Raw genomic sequence first — 3,963 nt, forward strand, 5'->3', positions numbered from 1 at the left:
TTTGAGCAGCCTGCGGCTAGCTTCCTAGTTTGCTCTTTGATTTTCATTGAGTATCAAAAAAATCAGCTTCTTGATAACTTCGATTTTCAGGTAGGGTCAAATCTACATCCTCCTCCACATCGTCCACTGTCAGTTCAACCGTTTGAGGTAAATTTTTCAAACGATAATGCTTTTGCCTTTGCCCTTCAATACTAGCAAAATCAAGCAAATAGCCATTCACTCGGATTTGAACCAAAAGGAGGTGATTGGTCATGTTTTCCATGATGAGAATATCTTCTAAACCACCTCTGGCACTCGGATAATCAGATACCCTGCGAATACGGATTTTTTCACACATGAGCAAGTTTCCTCATATCAATGATTTCATCGGCCTTATTCCAGACTAGGGGATTATGGGTCGCAATGATGATCATTCGATTTTCATCTTTCAAATCCACCAAGAGATTCATAACCTCCTCTGAATTTTCAGGATCAAGAGCTGCTGTTGGTTCATCTGCCAAAATCAAGGGTGGATTTTTCAAAATAGTCTTCGCAAGGGCAACTCGCTGAGCCTCTCCCCCAGATAAAGTATAGATTTTTTGTTCTAGATCCAAATATCCTAGATTAACTTTTTCTAAAGCCTCCACTTGCCTTTCCAAACGTTCTACTTTTGAGATTTTCTGACCAACAAAGCCCAAATCCAAATTCTCTTTGATTGATTGGTTTTCTAAGAGGCCAAAATTTTGAAAGAGATAGCCCATCTGGTCTCGAAAATACTCACGAGTGGGAATGGTTTTTAAATCTTTCCCCTGATAGAGAACCCTTCCACCATCTATCTTTTCTAGCTTTCCCAAGATATTCAGCAGCGTCGTCTTTCCGCTCCCACTCTTCCCGATTAAGGCATAGACCTTGCCCTTCTCCAGCTTGAGATTCAAACCAGAGAAAATCGCGCGGTCATTAAATTTCTTTTCCAATCCTTGAATATCAATCATCTTATTTTCCTTTCAATACTGCCATGCTACCAGCTTCTTCTTTTTTGTCCTGCCTTACTAAAATCAACAGAGCGTTAAGCGTAAATAAAGCTACAACTAGAGCGCTAATTCAAGCTATCTCCTGTCAAAACACTAGATAGGATTAGGCCAAGCAAGAGAACCCCTCCTTGCGCCAGCAAGTACTTGCCATGAAGCTCATAAATTGTCATACCAGCAAGACGTTTAATCATAAGCTCCCGTCTGAACTGCTCAAAATAGAGAAGATTCATGGAATCAAATAACAAGATAGCCGTAGACAGGGTCAAAATCGTCCCAATAAGGAGAGAGTAAAACTCCACCCGTTTGTCATTTAGTACCTTGGCAAAAAATAGCTGGCTTTTTACCAAGTAAGAGACCTTGTGATACAAACCTTGCTCTTTTAAAGCGGTGATGCTGTCTCCATATCGATCTAGCTTCAAGGCACTATTAGCCGTAGTTCCCCACAACATCCCTGCAACAGGTCTTGTTCCAGTCGCTTGCGGCGTTAGAACTACAATAATCGGATCTTTTAGGTACTGACGTGTTGTCTTGTACCCATCATTATAGAGGAAACGTTCCTGTCCTGTTTCTGTAAAAGCTAGCCTTAACTGTGGAAGGTAGTGTTTCTGACTCGTCGCCTCTACACTTTCAGATGAAAATCTTTGCAGGTAATCTGTAAACAATCCTTGGTAGTAGGCAGACTGCTCTCGCAAGCTCTCAGGCAAGATCAGCCCAAACTCTCCCTCAGACAAGTTTTGCATCTTATCCATAAACTCTGAAGAAACGGTAATCTTTTCTTCTATCAGATAGCGCGGTGAGACATAGATAACATTCCCTGACGGTGTGTAGTCACTGAGACGATTGCCATCTAGGTCCACTTCTGCTCCATCTGAGAAATTGTCAACATTGCTCATGATATAAAAAGAGTCTGTATTGTCTAACCGTTCTTCAGTAAATGTCTGCCACTCACGATTATCCTTACGCATTCCTTCTTCATCGGCAAATGCACTAGACCAACCAAAGGATAGACGGTAACGGTCTGAGGACTGGCTCCATTTATTGCTAGCTCTCTCCATTTCCTGCATTTCACGGTAGTGGGGTAGGAGAGCTGTCGCACTCGATCCGACCACCAATACAGCTAAGAGTTGCCCCACCATCATCAATGTCATCATACGTTTGAGAGGGAGTTTCCCTTTCAATAGATCCACCAGACTATTTTCCTGTAAACCAAGTAGATAGACGACACTTAGTAAGGTAGAAATCCCTGCCAAGGTCAAGCCATAAAGTAGAAGAGCAATGATGACCAGTTGCACCGTTGCCATAAACAAGGCACCTTGATACCAGAGAATCCCCAATCCCAAAAGACTGGATACCAGTACTGAGCAGATAAGCTGTCTCACATCTTCTAACACTGGTCTAAGAGCCACCCCAAACAAGCTCTCACCAGCGATTAAGCGAATCCCTGCCTGACGAAGGGACTTGATCCGATAAATCAGGGTCAGACTCATAAAGGTCAGCAGAAAAATGGCTAGACTCAGTAGCCCCATTGGGGTAGCAGCCAAGAGGACGACCATCGAAAATGCCTCTGTTCTATTCGATACAACACCATTATAACCAAGTTCTTGCAGGGCGGTCTGTAAGCTCACTCCATCCAAACTCCCTGACACAATCAAGTAAGACCCTAATAAATCACTCGTTTCTGCACTCTCCTTGGAGGAAATGGTCAAACCTTCTGGAAGCTCTCCCTGACCATAAGTGGCATAGGTAAAGCGTGTTTCTCCAGCTTCATTTGGCTCAACAATCCGACGAGCGATGAGACTATTGTACTCTACCGCCAAGTGACTCAAAGCCTCTGTCAGCTTTTCTCGATCAGCTACTGATTGGTCTAGCCCAGTACCCATCACATCAACAGAGGGATAGTTACCAAATAAAATCTCTTCTCGATGATCAACGGAATTTATCACCATATAAAGCGATACTAATACCATTGAAATCAAAATAAATAAGCGTTTCATCATTTCCTCCAAAAAGTTACTTGGTCACTTAGTGAGAAGGTGACCACAGTCACCGCCATGTTAAGAAGTTTATTAAGTTCTTTCTACTAGCAACATCTTCAAATATATTATATCCGTTTTTTCAAGAACTATCAAGGACATCAATGTCCTTAAAATCTAATTCTTTCATATTATTTTTAGCTTATATCTAAAAAAACAGTCCTAAAGACGAACTTTAGAACTGTTTCAATGCTAGAACAAGGACATTTTTGTCACTGCTTCACTATGTTTATAAATATTCTTACCCTATTATAAAACGAAGGACACATAAAAAGGTGCCTATTTGATGTACTCTGATTGCAAAATACCACAAAGTAAATTTAACATAATCTCCAATCATTCGTATAAACAATTGTGTGAAACTAATCCGAGAAAAATCAATCACTAGTTGTCAGAGACTTTTTTAGGATTATTGTTTATTACTCGCAAATGGTAAACACGGATTATTCCTACTACTATGAGAACAACTAAATAAGACTGAGTACAGAATTATTTCTTTAAATTATTCGTTTCCTTCTTTATAAAACGGATATGTAACTATTATACCCAAAGTACTAATTATAATTTTAAAGATTGCACCTAAAATATTTAAAGTTGATAAATCAAGTATTCCGTGTATTAGGTATAGTAGACAGAAAAAGAATGGAAGGTATTTTTTTAATTTTTTCATAGCAACAAAATAAACCCCAATTATTCACCCCTAATCTAAAAACCCTCCAGAATCCTTGCCTTAGCTTAGATCCTGGATGGTTTCTTTTTTCACCCAATGGGTGTTTTTTACTAGACAAAAAAGAGTTTCCCCTTTATGGTATAAGTGTAGAAAAAAACACAAAAAGAAAGGAAACTCACATGAACAGTTTACCAAATCATCACTTCCAAAACAAGTCTTTTTACCAACTATCTTTCGATGGAGGTCATTT

The 3,963-nt window shown here is 39.8% G+C and carries 2 protein-coding genes and 1 pseudogene; all 3 read right to left on the reverse strand.

What is annotated here, in order from left to right; translation table 11 throughout:
• Positions 1-43: 43 nt before the first annotated feature.
• Positions 44-337 (reverse strand): hypothetical protein, encoded by a 294-nt coding sequence (locus HT719_RS09245; protein WP_000333262.1) that lies wholly within the window; start codon positions 335-337, stop codon positions 44-46.
• Positions 330-971, reverse strand: a complete 642-nt coding sequence (locus HT719_RS09250) for an ABC transporter ATP-binding protein (protein ID WP_023936708.1) — start codon at positions 969-971, stop codon at positions 330-332. The genes HT719_RS09245 and HT719_RS09250 overlap by 8 nt, the downstream gene beginning before the upstream one ends.
• A gap of 1 nt (position 972) precedes the next feature.
• Positions 973-3,004, reverse strand: a pseudogene (locus HT719_RS09255) (bacteriocin-associated integral membrane family protein).
• Between the last annotated feature and the right edge of the window lie 959 nt (positions 3,005-3,963).

It is taken from the genome of Streptococcus sp. k-378 (assembly GCF_013277505.1).
GTDB lineage: Bacteria > Bacillota > Bacilli > Lactobacillales > Streptococcaceae > Streptococcus > Streptococcus pseudopneumoniae.

Excerpts from the sequence above, each read along its gene's own strand:
- HT719_RS09245 (WP_000333262.1), bottom strand. The coding sequence starts at position 337 with ATGTGTGAAAAAATCCGTATTCGCAGGGTATCTGATTATCCGAGTGCC.
- HT719_RS09250 (WP_023936708.1), bottom strand. The coding sequence starts at position 971 with ATGATTGATATTCAAGGATTGGAAAAGAAATTTAATGACCGCGCGATT.